The organism is Mycobacterium sp., assembly GCF_035697385.1.
Classification (GTDB): domain Bacteria; phylum Actinomycetota; class Actinomycetes; order Mycobacteriales; family Mycobacteriaceae; genus Mycobacterium.
Map to the genome: position 1 here is coordinate 1 of NZ_DASSCY010000043.1, position 13671 is coordinate 13671.

Here is a 13671-nt window from a genome sequence, read left to right on the forward strand (position 1 = left end):
AGATTGTCGTCGATGGTGAAGTCCGTGTTGGACAGTGACGACAGGTCCAGGCATCCCAGCGCGCCCAGCCGGTAGTTCACCGAGACATAGACGCATCCCTTGCGCGCCAGGGATGCGCCGTCGTAGATCGGCATGGCCGAGCTGCCCAGGATGTACCCGCCGCCGTGGATGAAGACCATCACCGGCAACGGCTGGTCTGACGGCTTCTTCGGTGCCGTGACGTTCAGTGTCAGGCAGTCCTCGCTCATCGGCTGATACTTGCCGGGGCCGAGAATCGTGTACTTGCGTTGCTGCGGCGCGCAGTAGCCGATGCTGTGGCAGTAGCGCACGCCCGGCCACGGCTGGGCAGGCTGCGGTGCACGAAATCGCAGGGGTCCTACCGGCGGACGCGCGTACGGGATGGCGCGCCAACGGTTCACCCCGTCGCGGGTAAACCCCTCGACGGTGCCGGAGGCGACGGTCGCGCGGACAGTGTGCTCGTGCATCCCCCGACGGTAGCGAATGTGCACTCGTCGCCGCGCCTGAGCGGGGATCGCGGGTCGGGCCGCTAGCCTGGCCGATATGCGAATAGCTGGTCTGATCGCAACATCTTTGCTGGTGGCGGGGTGTTCACAATCGGGCGGCGGCAATGCCGACCGGATCGAGCCGATTCCGTCGACGTCGTCGGCGACCAGCCCATCTCGCCCGTCGACCACGCCGCCCACCTCGACGAAACCCGCTTCACCGCCGAAACCGGGTGCGCCGATCGGAGCCCTCATCACATGGATCGAATCCGGCACTTCAGCCGATGCCGGCGCGTACCACTCCGCGACCCGCGACGGCGCCACTACCGAGCTTGGTGACGACGTCGCGTTCACCACACCGTCGGGCAAGACCAACTGCATGACCGACGGCGGCACGCTGGCCTGCCTTGTCGACCTTGCCGACCCTCCGCCGCGACCGACGGAGGTCTACGGCGAGTGGAAAGGTGGCTGGGTGGATTTCGAGGGCCCGACGCTGCAAGTCGGTTCGGCACATGGTGATCCGGGTCGGTTCACCGCTGGCACGGGGCCGGAAATGCCGTACGGTCAAGCGCTCGCGTTCGGCGATTACCGCTGCCGGGCCGATCCGGCCGGACTGTTCTGCGTGAACTACGCCCATCAGTCAGGGGCCTGGTTCAGCGATGCGGGCATCGAACCGTTCGGTTGCCTGCAGAAGGTGACGCCACCCGCGGATGTGGGCCTGAGGTTCAGCTGCTAGGCGGCGCCCTGCGGCCTGGCTTTTTCCCTGGCCCGGTCGGGGTAGATCTGCGTCATTCCGATTGCGCCGACGATCACGACGATCGGGATCACCGCCTTGGTCCAGTCGATGGTCGACGTCGCCTTGATGGCAACGTAGCCCAGTACCGCGATGAGCGCGAACACCAGCGCCCACATCAGCGTGAGCACCTGATTGGTGCGACGAAACGCCGGCCTCTCCCAGTCGTGCTGCGGCGCCGTTTCAGGCGCGTACTGCTCGGTGAACGGGACGAATGCCAAGGATCCCAGCGCCATAACGGCAAGGACGCCAGCCGACAATGTGGTCGCATAGGTGTCCATCCAGTCGCGGTCCTGCGCTCCAACGACCATGCCCGCGATGGTCACTGCGACGAAGAAGACGATCGTCACCACCTCGAGGAGCCTGGGCCCGCCCCTGCCGGCCGACACCCCGAGGATCAGCGCCGCGATCACCGCACACAGCGCGCCGAACATCCATGTACTGGGGCCGTCGGCGACCACCCAGTAGATGATCCACGGCACAAATCCGACGAACGGGCTGCGCTCGAACCAATCGTCCACACCTCAGCTTGACGGCCTATGGGCGCGAGCAGACACACAATCGCACGAACTCGGCCGAAATGATGCGAATCCGCGTCTGCTCGACGGCCTGTGCGGAGTCATGGCAGGTGAAAGTAGGGAATATGACGGATTGCGCGCGTAATCCGTCATATTCCCTACTCTCGGCGCAACTTTCATCGTCCACGGCGAAGCGAGGGCTCACCCTACAGCTGCTCGCGCGACTAGGCGACACCTTTGTGCTTCAGCAGCGGCAGCACTCCTTCGGCGAACCAGTAGGCCTCTTCCAGATGCGGATAGCCCGACAGGATGAATTCGTCGAACCCCAGCGAGTGGTACTCGTAGATGAGGTTCGCGACTTCCTCGTGGCTGCCGACGAGCGCCGTACCCGCACCGCCGCGGACCAATCCGACGCCCGCCCACAGGTTCGGGTAGATCTCGAGTCGATCCAGCTGGCCGCCGTGGAGCGCGGTCATCCGGCGCTGCCCTTCCGACTCCGATTTGGCATGCAGCTCAGTGGCTTTGGCGATCTGCTCTTCCGTCAGTTCAGCCACCAGTTCGTCGGCGACCGCCCAAGCCGCCGCCGAGGTGTCACGGCTGATGGTGTGCAGTCGGATGCCGAACCGCACCTTCCTGCCACGTTCGTCTGCGAGCTTGCGCACTTTCTCGATCTTGGCGGCCGCGGCCTGCGGAGGCTCACCCCAGGTCAGATAGACGTCGACATGCTCAGCGGCGATCGGCAGCGCTGCGGGCGACGAGCCGCCGAAGTAGATCTGCGGCAACGGATCGGGCGGAGTGGATACCCGAGCATCCTTGACGGTGTAATACTTTCCCTCGAAGTCCAGTGAGTCCTGTTTCCACACCGAGTTCACGATGTGCAGGAACTCCCCTGTGCGGGCGTAGCGCTCGTCGTGACCGAGCCAGTCGCCGAACCGCCGCTGCTCGACGTCGTCGCCGCCGCTGACGATGTTCAGCAGCACCCGGCCCTCGGAGAACCGCTGCAGCGTCGCGGTCTGCTGAGCCGCCAGTGTCGGAGGCACCAGGCCGGGTCGGAACGCGACCAGAAACTTCAGCCGCTCGGTCTCGGCCAGCAGTGCCGATGCGGTCAACCAGGCGTCCTCGCACCATGTTCCGGTCGGCGTGAGCACACCCTCGTAGCCGAGCCGGTCGGCGGCGCGAGCCACCTCGGCCAGATACCGACGGCTGGGGGCGCGGTAGTTGGCGGGCAGGGTGTGATGCGACGACGCGTGCGACGCCCCGACGATCGACCGGCTGTCGCCGTTGGTGGGCAGGAACCAGAAAAATTTGGCTGGCATATCGCCTCCTAGTTGGGTGCGGATGGGCTGATGAAGCCCGCCCGCAGCGTGTCGTTGTACCGGCGATCCACCCAGTCATCGAACTTCGGTGCCGGAGAGGCGATTTGGCCTGACGCCGCGAAGAGCTCGGCGATCTTCTGTTCGGACGCCACAATCTTGTCGTCGAGTTCGGTCGGCAGCCGCAGGCTGCGGCCCTGAACGACCTCCGCCACCTTCAGGTCGAGCCCCACAGCGGCGGCATAGCTTTCGGCCCATTTCTGCGGGTTGTCCTTGGCCCAACGGACCGCCTTTTCGTACCGCACCAACAGATCGGCCAGCGCGGTGTTGCGCTTCGGGTCGGCGAGCGCTTGGTCCGACGCGATGCCGAACCAGTTGCCGTTTGTGACGTCTCTGGCATATCCGATGCTGCGCACCGGCACCTGCGCGGCGATCTGCGCGGTGTAGGGGTCCCAGATGGCCCATGCGTCGGCCAGTCGTTGCGTGAACGCGGACAGCGCATCGGCAGGCTGCAGGAATACCAGCTTGACGTCGGACGTCGACAGCCCTGCCCTGTCAAGCTGGCCGAGGATGTGACCGTGCGCCGAACTGCCCTTGCCGACGGCGATGCTCTTGCCGCGCAGGTCACCGATCGACTGGATCGGCGAATCGGCATGCACCACAATCTGATCGCCGTTGCCGCCGCCGTCGTAGGCCGAGACCACCTTCACCTTGGCGTTGGATGCGGCACCGAAGATGGGCGGTGAGTTGCCGGTGATCGCGAAATCGATCTTGCCGGCTGTGGCGGCTTCCACCTGCGGCGGACCCGAGGTGAAGGTGGAGAACGCAACCTTGTACGGCAGGTTCTCGAGTGCGCCGGCGGAGCGCAGCAGTGCCTCGGTGCCGCCCTTCTGGTCGCCGACCTGCAAAGTGAGGCCGGACAGTTCGGAGAGCGGCACGGTGTTCGGGGCCTGCTCGGCACCCGAATTCTCTTCGCGCGACACGCATCCAGCCAGAAGTAGAGCGAGTAGCGCGATCACGACAGCGAGTTTCCGCATGATTGTCCTATTCGTCGGTCAGATCCGGACGCCGAGCTTGTCGAGTAGCTCGGCGCGATAATGCTCGGCAGCGGTGGACTGGCGAGGGTCGTCAATGGCCAACGTGTGCACCACGCGACCGTCCTCGAGGACGACCACCCGGTCGGCCAGCGCGACGGCTTCGTCGACGTCGTGGGTGACAAGCAGCACGCCGAATCCGTGCTCTCGCCAAAGGTCGAGCAGCAGCGCGCGCATGCTCAATCGCGTCAGCGCGTCCAGCGCCCCGAACGGCTCGTCGAGCAGCAGCAGTTCCGGTTCTGCCACCAAGGCTCGTGCGAGCGAAACGCGTTGCGCCTGACCGCCCGACAGTGTGAGCGGCCATGCATCGGCACTGTCGGCGAGGCCGACGTCGGCCAGCGCACGGTCAGCGCGCTCATGCGCCTGAGCCTTCGGCAGCCTGCTGCGGGTCAGGCCGTACGCCACGTTGGTGCGCACATCGCGCCACGGGAACAACCGGGGTTCCTGAAACGCGAGTGCCGGCGGGCAGGTCACCGCGCGGTCCCCGGTGTGATCTGTCGAAAGTCCCGCCAGCACGCGCAGCACGGTCGACTTGCCCGAACCGCTGCGGCCGATCAGCGCAACGATCTCGCCGCGCGCGATTCGCATCGAGACGTCGGTGAGCACGTGATGGTCGCCGTACCACTTGTTCACGTGCTGTAGTTCTGCGGCGACGCGGGTCAGGCGTTCGGAGGCGATGGTCATGAGCGGTACCTCAGCGCCCGGCGTTCCAATTCACGCACGATGGCGTCGGTTCCGATGCCGAGTAGCGCGTACACGATCAGCCCGAAAATGATGATGTCAATGCGCAAGAAGTCGCGGGCATTGTTGATCAAGAATCCAATTCCCTTGTCCGCATTGATCTGTTCGGCGACGATGAGCGTCAGCCAGGCGATGGCCAGCGACTGCCTGACGCCGACGAGGACCTGTGGCGCGGCACTGGGCACGATGATGCTCCGGAATCGTTGCCAGAACGAAAAGCCAAGCACCTGTGCGGTTTCGAAGAGCTTTGGATCGACCTGACGGATCGCCGAGAACGTGTTCAGATACAGCGGAAAGCTCACCCCGAGCGCGACCAACAGCACCTTGGGCAGCTCACCGATGCCGAACCACAGGATGAACAGCGGGATCAGGCCAAGATGCGGCAGCGCACGGATCATCTGCATCGGCGGGTCGACGGTGGCCTCGAACCATCGCGACAATCCGACCGCGGTTCCCAGCGCGACACCCACGAATCCGCCGAGCAGAAGCCCTTCGATCACGCGCAGTCCGGACACGCGTAGCGCGTCGGCCAGTTGCCCGTTCTCGATCAACTCGATACCGGCCTCGACGATCAACGATGGCGCGGGCAGCACGTCTTGCGGGATCAGCCCGAGTGCACTGCCCAGCTGCCAGAGGCCGAGAAGGACGATCGGCGATGCCAGCCGGATCAGACCCCATTTGCGCTGGCGCAGACGCCTATTCGCGGCAGGGCCGGGCACCAGGTGAGGCGCGGCCAGGTCGGCGGGACTAGTCACGGTGCGCTGACGCTACGCCCGGCCATCTCGCCGCTGAAGGGTTTGATTCGCCGTGATGCAAAGAAGAACGGCCCCACCGGAGTGAACGTTGAGGCGAACACGTCCGGCAGGGCCGTTGGGTGAGCAGTTTGTTGTCGTTAGTTCAACCGGAAGTTGCCCGTCACGAGCGTCGGGGTGACGGACGAGCCGTTGATCGTTGACTTCGCGCTCTTGTTCTGCAGGAACTCGATCTGTGCCGCCTGCTGAATCTGTCGCTTGTTGCGCACGCCGTTGCGGAACTGCTGATCGTTGAGTTGCTGCAGTTCGGCCTGCTCGAAGTCGCGGCCGCTGATGCTGCCCGTGTTGAACTGGACGCCGATGGCCGTTCCATCCTCACGCACCACCCACGATGCGCGCACACCGTCGAAATCGGCGGTGTACATGCCCGCCACACCGGACACCGGCGCCGCGGTGAACTCGTAGGCGACGCCGTTCATGGTCAGATCGCCCTTGACGTCGGTGCCGGTGAACTCGGCCTTGAGGGTGTCCCGGAACCGCGACTTGACGTCGATCTTGCCGTCGGTCTGATTGCCGAAGAACCAGGCTTCGTCGTCGGTGCCGTTGCAGGCGTAGGCGGCGATGTCGGCGCCGTCGACGGAGATGCCGATGGTCATCGTCTTGCCGTCGGCCGCCTTCATATCGGCGACATATCGGGCCGACTGCGGGAACGCGGACTCGGTCGCCGTGGTGGTGGCGGGAGCGGGCTCAGGTGTGGAGGTCGCTTCGGTGGACGTGCCGCCGGAGCAAGCGGACAAGGTGCCAAGGGCGACGAGCGCGCTGACACCCACAAGCAGGGTGCGGATGTGCTTTTTCATGTGACCAGCATGAATGGTCGGTAGTCGCCGCACATGAAGAATGTATGGAGATTGCATGGAGAAGCAGAGGCGGACAGGGGCAAACTGACGTCGATCAGGCGCTGAGGAACGCCTCGACCTCGTCGCGGAACACCTGCCACGCCGGCTCGCTCGCGGTGAGCAGGTGGTTGTTGCTCGACAACGCGACCAGTCGGGAGTCCGGAATCAGCGCCGCCAGTTCCTCGCCGAAGCGCATCGGCACGCGGTGATCGTCGCGGGAATGCAGGATCAGCGTCGGGCAGGACACCTGCTGGGCTTCGTCGCGGACATCGATGCGACTGAACTCTTCGAGGAAGCGCACCGCATTCTCGGGCGACGTGGTGCGCCGCTGCAGTTGGTCGAATGCCGCCCAGTCGGCGCGGGTGCCGTCAGGCTGGAACTGTGCGGCGAACACCTGCCGGAATGCCGGGTCGTCGCGTCCCCATCCCACCCGGGCCAAGTCGAGATCCAATGCCGCAGCTCGCTTTTCCTCGTCGCCGACGGCCCGCACTGCGCGGCCACGCGCGTACGCGCCGCACAACACCAGCCGGCTGACTCGCTCGGGGTGGCGAGCGGCGTAGGCGACCGCGACGGCACCGCCCTGCGACACCCCCAGCAACGGAAAGCGTTCCAGCCCAAGTGCCTCCACCACCGTCTCGAGATCAGTCACCCAGTCGTCGAACGTGAAATCCGTTGCCTCCCAATCGGACAAACCGCAGCCGCGTTCGTCGTATCGGATGAATCGATGTCGCAGCGATAGGTCGCGAACCCAGTGTCGCCACACCGGGCTTTCGATGTCGTATCCGAGGTGGGTCATCCAGTTGGCAGCACGCACCAGCGGCGGACCCTCTCCCGCGACGGCGTAAGCGAGGCGGACACCGTCGGCGGCCCGGCAGAACGCGATGTGTTGCCGGGGCGGCTCAGGGTCGGTTGGCTGCGGTGTATGGGCGGGAGCGTCCCGCGGTTCGTCGGCCTCGATTGTGCCGACGAATTGGTAGCCGCGACCGCGAACAGTCCTGATGAAGAGCTGCGATTCACCATCATCGCCGAGCGCCCGACGGGCGGCCTTGATTCGGCTGGTTAACGCCGCCTCACCTACGAAGCGCCCGCCCCACACGGAGTCGAACAGTTCCTCCTTTGTGACGACGCGGTGGTGGTGGCGAACCAGCTCGGTCAGCACGTCGAACACCTGAGGCTCGACGCGGATCACCTCATCCCCGGAGCGCAGCTCATAGCAGTGGGTGTCCAGCACGAACTCACCGAAGCGCCACACGCCGGCCGCAGATGCGGGCGTCGATTCTGGAGGTGATATGGACACCGCGTTCCCATCTCGGGTTTTGTCGTTGGCAATCGTAAAACGGGCAACCGCCCGGCGATGTTCAACGCGGAACGGAATGTCTGCGCTACCGCCAGCCGTCGGCGGCCTTGGCGGCGCGCATCAACGCGTCGCATAGCTCCTTGAGCTCGGTGCTTTCGGCGCCCTCCTCAATGGCCGTCGCCACGTCCTCGGCCGCGCATCTGACCTGGTAGACGCGATCGGAGAGCTCAGAGGCCTCCTCGGCGGTCAGCACAACGGAATCCGGCGCCAGAGTGGTGCCCCTGACCATCGCGCGCTGTTCGTACGCGCGCTGCCGGCAGGACTGCCTGCAGTACTGCCGCCGCCGACCCAGCCCGATATCAGCGACATCACGACCACACCAGCGACAGGGTTGAGGGCGAAGGCGACGGACCACGATGCAGACTGTAAACCGACCGACCCGCAGATCCCGGTATCATGAAGGGTCGAGTCGGGAACTGCGCGCCTTCTTGCTGCGTTGATGATCCGGACAAATAGTTACTTGAGGAGTGTTGACGATGGCTGATCGTGTCTTGAGGGGCAGTCGCCTCGGAGCCGTGAGCTACGAGACGGACCGCAATCATGACCTGGCGCCGCGTCAGGTCGCCCGCGACCGCACCGACAACGGCGAGGAATTCGACGTCCCGTTCGCCGACGACGCCGAGATTCCCGGCACGTGGCTGTGCCGCAACGGCATGGAAGGCACCCTCATCGAGGGTGACGTCCCGGAGCCGAAGAAGGTCAAGCCGCCGCGCACGCACTGGGACATGCTGCTGGAGCGCCGGTCCATCGAGGAGCTCGAGGAGCTGCTCAAGGAGCGCCTCGACATCATCAAGACCCGCCGCCGCGGCTAAGTCTTCTACGCGGGGCGCGTCTTAGCGCACGACGCCGCGGGCGCGATCGAGGCGCCCGCGGATACCCCATTCAGCGACCTTGAACAGGGCCTCGCGAATGTTGGATCCGCTCATCTTCGATTGGCCGAGCTCTCGTTCGGTGAAGGTGATCGGGACCTCGGTGACGACGAATCCGTTGTTGATGGTGCGCCACGTCAGATCGATCTGGAAGCAGTAGCCCTTCGAGTCGACCGCGGCCAGATCGATTTTCTCCAGCACTTCGCGCCGGTAGGCGCGGTAGCCGGCGGTGATGTCGTGCACATCGACGCCAAGCAGGATGCGCGAGTAGCCGTTGGCGGTGCGCGACAGCACCATCCGGCGCCGCGGCCAATTGCGCACCTCCCCGCCGGGGACATAGCGCGAGCCGATCGCTAGGTCGGCACCGCCGTCGACCGCATCGAGCAGCCGATGCAGCTGTTCGGGCGGATGGCTGCCGTCGGCGTCCATCTCCACCAGCACCGAATATTCACGATTCAAGCCCCACGCGAAGCCGGCCAGGTACGCCGCTCCAAGACCGCCCTTGGACGCCCGGTGCATGACGTGCACACGGTCAGGATCGGCAAGGGCAAGTTCGTCGGCCAGCTCGCCGGTGCCATCGGGGCTGCCGTCGTCGACGACCAATACGTGTACGTCCGGACGGGCCTTGTGCACGCGTCCCACGATGAGCGGCAGGTTCTCCCGCTCGTTGAAGGTGGGGATGATGACCAGCGTGCGCTCACTCGGGCGTGGGGTTCCCTGGCCCGTACTCATGTAGCTCCTCTGTGGCTGCCGCCCCTGGTGGACGGTGATGTCGCGGGTCGCCGCCGACGCACGAAACTCCCATTGTGCAGTATTGCGGCGATCACAGCGGCGACTGCGATACCGACCAGCACGCCCTGCACGATCGGACCCCACCTGGTCGCCGGTGTGAGCTGCGTCTTTAGCCGCACCTGGGTGTCGAGGTAGGCCGGCTCGAAGAAGGCGGTCCTGGCCAGCTCGTGGCCGTTGGGTGCGATGACGGCGCTGATGCCCACGGTGCCGGCCACCACGACGTAGCGGTCGTGCTCGACGGCGCGCAGCCTGCCGAAGGCGAGCTGTTGTTCGCTCATCGCCTGGTCGAAGGTGGCGTTGTTCGACGGGACGGCCAACAGCTGGGCTCCGTTCAGCACGGATTCGCGGGCCGCGCGGTCGAAGATCACCTCCCAGCAGGTGGTGATGCCGACCGGCACACCGGCGGCTTGCACCACGCCGCTGTCGGTGCCGGGAATGAAGTAGCCGGCCCGCTCGGCGTAGGGCGACAGATAGGAGAAGAAGCTGCGCCAGGGCAGGTATTCACCGAACGGCTGCACGATCCGCTTGTCGTGGCGATCCGCAGGACCGGTCCCGGGGTTCCAGACGATCACCGAGTTCGTGGACACGGGATTGTCGCGGCTGTAGCCCGGTGCCGCGACAACGCCGCCGACCAGGATGGGCGCGTTGATCGCCGCGGCCGCGGTGGAGATCTGCTGATTGGCGTCGGGGTTGGCCAGCGGGTCGATGTCGGAGGAGTTCTCCGGCCAGATGACCAGCATCGGCTGCGGCGCCCGGCCCGCGCGCACCTCCCGCGCCAGCGCTACGGTCTCGCGGACGTGGTTGTCGAGCACGGCGCGGCGCTGGGCGTTGAAGTCGAGCCCGAGCCGTGGCACGTTGCCCTGGACGGCGGCGACGGTGATCGCCTGATCGTCGCCGGCCCCGACTCCGGATTGCCGCACGTTGGGCCACGCCAGCGCCGTCGTCAGGAGGACGACGCTGATGCACACGCCGGGCAGTACCACCGCCGGCGGTGCCGCCTTCTTGGTCTGGTCGCCGCGTCGCCACCATTGAACAGTCTCGAAAGCGATTGCGGCCAGGCTGAATCCGGTCAGTACGACGGCGAACGACAGCAACGGCGCGCCGCCGAGCTGCGCGATCGGCAGAAACGGACTTTCCGTTTGGCTGAAACCAACTGCCCCCCAGGGGAACCCGCCGAACGGCACAGTCGACTTGAACCATTCTTGAGCCGCCCACAGCCCGGCGAACCACAACGGCCAGCCAGGCACCCGCCGGACCACGACGGCGAGCACGCCGAACACAGCGGGGAACAACGCCTCGACGATGGAAAGGACAATCCACGGAAACGCGCCGACCAGACCACTGATCCAAGGCAGCAAGGGCAGGTAGAACACCAGACCGAACAGGAATCCGTACCCGAATCCCCCAGCGCGCGTTGTGGTTTCACGCGTAAGCAACCACGCAAGCGCGCCGAACGCGAAGATCGCCAGATACCACCAGCCGAACGGCGGAAAGCTCAGACACAGCAGCAGACCCCCGACGATCGCGACACTCAGTTGCGGCAGCCGGTCCACCACCGCCTGACCGAACCGCTTGGCGCGAGAAGGAGCCTGCGCAGGCGCCTCCTCCGCTTTGGAGGGCTCGGAGGGTTCTGAAGGCCCGGGTGCTTCGGCGTCGTCGTCGACGATCGCGGGAAACGTGTCCGTGTCGTCAGATGCGCGAGCCCACTCACGACGGCGCGCGGATCTAGCCATGGATGACCGCACCTCGATGCACCGTCTGCAGGCATCGCGGCAACCGGCCGTCGAGTCGCGGAAGGGCGGGCACGCGCGAGCCTCGCTCGGTCGACCAGCGCTGCACGGCATCGGCGGGGGCGCTGACCTCGAACTCGTCGGCGTCCCAGATCGCGTACGACGCAGGGGCGCCTGGCACCAGGGTGCCGGTGACGCCGTCGCGGACTCCACCTGCCCGCCACGCCCCGCGGGTGGCGGCGGCGAACGCCGCGCGCGCCGATATCGCGCTGCCCGGCGTGTGATGAGTGGTCGCCGCGCGTACGGTGGCCCACGGATTCAAGCCGGTGACCGGGCTGTCGGAACCGAAGGCGAGGGGCACGCCTTGGGATGCTAACAGCGCCAACGGGTTGAGCCGATCGGCTCGGTCAGGGCCGAGGCGCTGGGCGTACATACCGTCATCGCCGCCCCACAGAGCGTCGAAATTGGGCTGCATGCTGGCGATCACGCCCCACGAACCAAGCTGGGCCGCTTGGCGCTCGGTGACCATCTCGAGGTGCTCGAGCCGATGCCCGCACCGGGCCACCGCTGGCGCTCCCAATGCCTCGACGACGTTTTGAAGCGCGTCGACGACGGCGGTGACCGCGGCGTCGCCGATGACGTGGAAGCCCGCGGCGATGCCCGCCTCGGTGCACGCCAGCAGGTGTGCGGTGATGGCGTCGGCGTCGAGGTAGCTATTGCCGCAACAGCCAGGGGCGTCGGTGTATGGCTCGTGCAGCCACGCGGTGCGCGAGCCCAGCGCGCCGTCGACGAACAGGTCGCCGGCCAGACCGCGCGCCCCGGTTGCGTCGATCAGGTCACGCGCCTGACCTGAAGTGGTCACCGGTTCGCCCCAGTAGCCGACGACCTCGACGCCGTGGTCGACCTCGCGCACCTCATGCCAGTCGTCCAGGCCACCGATGTTCGGCCCTGCACATTCGTGAACGGCGACGATGCCATGGGCCGCGGCGGCGTCCAACGCGGCGTGCCGCGCGTGGCGACGCTGCTGTGACGTCAGCCGGGCACGGGCGGCTGCCCGCACGAGGTGGTGCGCATCGCTGGTCAGCGGTCGCTGCGGATCGAAGCCCGCCGCGTCGGCAAGGCCCGGCGCGAGCTCGCGAAGCGTTGTGGAGGCCGCCGCTGAGTGGACGTCGACGCGGGCCAGGTAGGCGGGCCGGTTCCCGACGACGGCGTCCACGTCGGCGGTGCTTGGCGCGGTGGCGTCGGGCCATCGCGATTCATCCCAGCCGTGCGCCCAGATCGGGCCGTCGGGATGGGCTCTGGCGTAGTCGGCGATGAGTTGCAGGCAGTGCCGCAGCGACTCGGCGCCGCGAAGATCCAGCCCGGCGAGGCTAAGGCCGGTGGCGGTGAGATGGACATGGCTGTCCACGAATGCGGGCGCGACGAATCCGCCGTCGAGGTCGACAACGTGGGCGTCCGGAAACTGTTGGCGCGCAACGTCATCGCTGCCGAGCCACGCGACGATGCTGTCGCGTACCGCCATCGCGGTGGCGTCGGGCATGGCGGGGCTATGCACACGCCCGTTGAGGAGGACGGTCGTCACTTATTCGGGCTTGCGCTCCACGGCGCGAATTTCGCGGACAGGATCGGCTGGATCGTTCTCGACGTCGATGACCTCTCCGTCGATGTAGTCACCGCGCCTTGTGGTGTACCTGGCGCCTGCGGCGGCCGCAGTGATCAGCGGTGCGCGCCTGGCGGCCATCGCGATGACCAGCGGACGCGCTGCCGCACGGGTGGGCGGCAGCAGCAACAGCGCGCCGAGGACCGAACTGGCCAAGCCAGGAATGACGACGAGCACGGTCCCCAGTGCGACGAGCACGCTGTCGGTCGCGGCTCCTTGCACCGTGGCGGCGCTCAGACCGGACTGCAGCCGGCGAATGTGACGCTTGACCTGCGAGCCCGCCAGGGCGAGGCCGACGACGAAGGTCCCGAGCAGGAGCAAGACGGTCCAGCCGAAACCGATCGTCGACGCCAGCGCCACGATGACCGCCAGCTCGACGACCGCGTAGACCAGAAACAGCCGCATTGCCATAGTCTGCCAACGCTTCGGCGGCCCGCCTGGTTCCGGGGACCGCTAGGCCGCCTTGAGCTCGATGCCGACGCTTTTCTTGTCCGCCCCGCGCACCTTCATGTAGATGCCGAACAACCACCCGAGGATCCCGTAGCGCTTGGTGACTGCGCGTATCACGTCCGGGGCCTCCGATTTGTCCAGAACCTTGCCGACCGCCTCGATCGGATCGCTCTTCGCATTGCCGCGGACGTCGCAGATCGCCA

Annotated in this window: 15 protein-coding genes and 1 pseudogene; 2 read left to right on the forward strand and 14 right to left on the reverse strand. The window is 66.4% G+C overall.

What is annotated here, in order from left to right; all coding sequences use genetic code 11:
- Positions 1-485, reverse strand: a 485-nt coding sequence (locus VFH65_RS04065) for a carboxylesterase family protein (RefSeq protein WP_353319851.1), incomplete at its 3' end; no start/stop codon positions are given.
- A gap of 76 nt (positions 486-561) precedes the next feature.
- Here VFH65_RS04065 and VFH65_RS04070 point away from each other — a divergent pair.
- Complete coding sequence (locus tag VFH65_RS04070) at positions 562-1239, forward strand: hypothetical protein (RefSeq protein WP_353319852.1); 678 nt, start codon at positions 562-564, stop codon at positions 1237-1239.
- On the opposite strand, the gene VFH65_RS04075 is transcribed toward VFH65_RS04070, so the two are convergent.
- The 8 genes from VFH65_RS04075 to VFH65_RS04110 form a co-directional block, all read right to left on the reverse strand.
- On the reverse strand, positions 1236-1817 hold the full coding sequence (locus VFH65_RS04075; protein WP_353319853.1) for a hypothetical protein: 582 nt from the start codon (positions 1815-1817) through the stop codon (positions 1236-1238). The genes VFH65_RS04070 and VFH65_RS04075 overlap by 4 nt on opposite strands.
- 221 nt (positions 1818-2038) lie before the next feature.
- Positions 2039-3130 carry an LLM class flavin-dependent oxidoreductase gene (locus VFH65_RS04080; protein WP_353319854.1) on the reverse strand — a complete coding sequence of 364 codons (1092 nt, stop codon included), beginning with the start codon at positions 3128-3130 and terminating at the stop codon, positions 2039-2041.
- An 8-nt stretch (positions 3131-3138) separates the two neighbouring features.
- On the reverse strand, positions 3139-4164 hold the full coding sequence (locus VFH65_RS04085) for an ABC transporter substrate-binding protein (protein ID WP_414688351.1): 1026 nt from the start codon (positions 4162-4164) through the stop codon (positions 3139-3141).
- 18 nt (positions 4165-4182) lie between these two features.
- On the reverse strand, positions 4183-4905 hold the full coding sequence (locus VFH65_RS04090) for an ABC transporter ATP-binding protein (RefSeq protein WP_353319855.1): 723 nt from the start codon (positions 4903-4905) through the stop codon (positions 4183-4185).
- Entirely contained in the window at positions 4902-5699 is a 798-nt protein-coding gene (locus VFH65_RS04095) for an ABC transporter permease (protein ID WP_353319864.1), read from the reverse strand. The genes VFH65_RS04090 and VFH65_RS04095 overlap by 4 nt, the downstream gene beginning before the upstream one ends.
- A gap of 155 nt (positions 5700-5854) precedes the next feature.
- Complete coding sequence (locus VFH65_RS04100; protein WP_353319856.1) at positions 5855-6571, reverse strand: hypothetical protein; 717 nt, start codon at positions 6569-6571, stop codon at positions 5855-5857.
- Between the two features lie 94 nt (positions 6572-6665).
- Positions 6666-7907, reverse strand: coding sequence for an alpha/beta fold hydrolase (locus VFH65_RS04105; protein WP_353319857.1), 1242 nt, complete (start codon positions 7905-7907; stop codon positions 6666-6668).
- Between the two features lie 85 nt (positions 7908-7992).
- Positions 7993-8322, reverse strand: a complete 330-nt coding sequence (locus tag VFH65_RS04110; protein ID WP_353319858.1) for a hypothetical protein — start codon at positions 8320-8322, stop codon at positions 7993-7995.
- 121 nt (positions 8323-8443) lie between these two features.
- Between VFH65_RS04110 and rbpA the strand changes: the two genes are divergently transcribed.
- Entirely contained in the window at positions 8444-8779 is a 336-nt protein-coding gene (rbpA, locus tag VFH65_RS04115; protein WP_353319859.1) for an RNA polymerase-binding protein RbpA, read from the forward strand.
- Between the two features lie 21 nt (positions 8780-8800).
- On the opposite strand, the gene VFH65_RS32015 is transcribed toward rbpA, so the two are convergent.
- The 5 genes and pseudogenes from VFH65_RS32015 to VFH65_RS04135 all read right to left on the reverse strand — a co-directional run.
- Complete coding sequence (locus VFH65_RS32015) at positions 8801-9568, reverse strand: polyprenol monophosphomannose synthase (RefSeq protein ID WP_414688352.1); 768 nt, start codon at positions 9566-9568, stop codon at positions 8801-8803.
- On the reverse strand, positions 9565-11361 hold the full coding sequence (gene lnt / locus VFH65_RS04120; RefSeq protein WP_414688353.1) for an apolipoprotein N-acyltransferase: 1797 nt from the start codon (positions 11359-11361) through the stop codon (positions 9565-9567). Before lnt ends, VFH65_RS32015 begins: the two co-directional genes overlap by 4 nt.
- Positions 11354-12940, reverse strand: a complete 1587-nt coding sequence (locus VFH65_RS04125) for an amidohydrolase (protein ID WP_353319860.1) — start codon at positions 12938-12940, stop codon at positions 11354-11356. The genes lnt and VFH65_RS04125 overlap by 8 nt, the downstream gene beginning before the upstream one ends.
- Entirely contained in the window at positions 12941-13429 is a 489-nt protein-coding gene (locus VFH65_RS04130; protein ID WP_353319862.1) for an FxsA family protein, read from the reverse strand. It lies immediately after the preceding gene.
- A 42-nt stretch (positions 13430-13471) separates the two neighbouring features.
- Positions 13472-13671: pseudogene (locus VFH65_RS04135) on the reverse strand (PPOX class F420-dependent oxidoreductase); the annotation flags it as partial.